Raw genomic sequence first — 2,432 nt, 5'->3', positions numbered from 1 at the left:
CGCTGGTACTTATAGTGTAACGGCTCGAAATACTTCAGATCCTACGTGTGTTTCTACAGCTTTATCTGTAACGATTAATGATGTACCAAATGCACCAGCTACACCAACTGCTGATGTAGTTCAACCAACGTGTGAAACACCTAGCGGTAAAATTTCAATTACTTCACCATTAGGTGCAGGATTTGAATACAGTATTGATGGCACGAACTATCAGGCTTCAGTAGACTTTATTAACTTAACCGCTGGTACTTATAGTGTAACGGCTCGAAATACTTCAGATCCTACGTGTGTTTCTACAGCTTTATCTGTAACGATTAATGATGTACCAAATGCACCAGCTACACCAACTGCTGATGTAGTTCAACCAACGTGTGCGGTACCAACAGGTAAAATTTCAATTACAGCTCCACTAGGTGCAGGATTTGAATACAGTATTGATGGCACGAACTATCAGGCTTCAGTAGACTTTATTAACTTAATCGCTGGTACTTATAGTGTAACGGCTCGAAATACTTCAGATCCTACGTGTGTTTCTACAGCTTTATCTGTAACGATAAACGATGTACCAAATGCACCAGCTACACCAACTGCTGATGTAGTTCAACCAACGTGTGCAGTACCTTCAGGTAAAATTTCAATTACCTCACCATTAGGTTCAGGATTTGAATACAGTATTGATGGCACGAACTATCAGGCTTCAGTAGACTTTATTAACTTAACCTCTGGCACTTATAGTGTAACGGCTCGAAATACTTCAGATCCTACGTGTGTTTCTACAGCTTTATCAGTAACGATTAATGATGTACCAAATGCACCAAACGCACCTGTAAGTAGTGGTGATATTTCACAATGTAGTGAAGATCCAATTCAAGTTTTAGATGCAAATACTGTTATATCTGTAGGTCCTAATGAATCGGTAATTTGGTATGATCAAGAAATTGGAGGTAGTGCAGTAAATCCAATTTGGAGCGCCATTGGTAGTAAAACATTCTGGGCGGAAGCTGTTAATGATTTTGATAATACTTGTATTAGCCCAAATAGAACACCGGTTGTCTTAACAATAAACGACTGTGGTATTAACATTGAAAAAATAGCAAGTCCGAATAATACACAAGGATGTACTCCACTAGCTGCTGGTGAGAGCATATCATACACTTTTAAAGTTACTAATAATGGAACTACACCAATTAGTAATGTTGTAGTAACGGATGTGATGATTCCTACAATTTCTGGTCCAACGGGTGACACTAATAATGACGGCAAGCTCGATGTTTCTGAGATTTGGGAGTTTACAGGTTCTTATGTTGTTACTGCGCAAGATATTATAAATGGGCAAGTTGTTAATACAGCAAATGTTACCGGTGAGGCTGAAGCATCAACTCCATTTCCGGTTTCAGGTTCAGATACGGAAACCGTAAACCTTTGTCAAAATGCTGAAATGTCTATCGTTAAATCGACTAGCAGCGCAACGACAGATTGTATCAACTTTAATGTTGGAGATACCATTGACTATGAGTTTGTTGTAACAAATGAAGGAGATGTAGATATTGAAGATGTTGTTATTACAGACCCATTATTTGAATCTCCAAACCCAATAGTTACTATTAATTTAGTATCTGGAGATATAAATAATGATGGCATATTAAATGTCGGTGAAGTTTGGACCTTTAAAGCTACATATGCAGTAGACCAAGATAATATAGATGCAGGGTCGATAGTGAATACCGCTACTGTAAACGGTAATTCTGCTTTAGGACCTGTAGATACTGCTACAAGTAATACAGTTACAGTATTAATCTGTACTGATGCAAGTATTGCACTTATTAAAACTTCAGATGTTGAAGTAGATCCGACTACAGAATGTTCAACATTAGAGGCAGGTGATATTATTACCTATAGCTTCTCTGTTAAGAATACTGGAAATGTTACCCTAACCGATGTTATGGTAAGTGATTTAGTAGGTGGTGTTACCGTATCAGGAGGTCCAATCACATTGGATCCAGGTCAAGAGGACACTACTACATTTACAGCAAGCTATACCATCACACAGGCAGATATTAATGCAGGTGAGTTTGAGAACACAGCTAAGGTAGTTGGTACAACGCCTAGCAACACCCAAGTGGATGATGAATCAGATAACTCAAGCTATACAGGCAACAACCCAACGGTTGTAACTATTTGTACTGATGCAAGTATTGCGCTTATTAAAACTTCAGATGTTGAAGTAGATCCAACCACAGGATGTTCAACACTAGAGGCAGGTGATATTATTACCTATAGCTTCTCTGTTAAGAACACTGGAAACGTTACCCTAACCGATGTTATGGTAAGTGATTTAGTAGGTGGTGTTACCGTATCAGGAGGTCCAATCACATTGGATCCAGGTCAAGAGGACACTACTACATTTACAGCAAGCTATACCATCACACAGG

General features: G+C 38.7%; 1 protein-coding gene. It reads left to right on the top strand.

Going from position 1 to position 2,432, the window contains the following annotated elements; genetic code table 11:
• Positions 1-2,432: DUF11 domain-containing protein (locus G3A46_RS13995; protein ID WP_165150758.1), on the top strand; the 2,432-nt coding region annotated here is incomplete at both ends.

The sequence above is a fragment of the Aequorivita sp. KMM 9714 genome (genome assembly GCF_011065475.1).
Taxonomy (GTDB): Bacteria; Bacteroidota; Bacteroidia; order Flavobacteriales; family Flavobacteriaceae; genus Aequorivita; species Aequorivita sinensis.
This window is presented reverse-complemented; position numbering and strand designations above follow the sequence as displayed.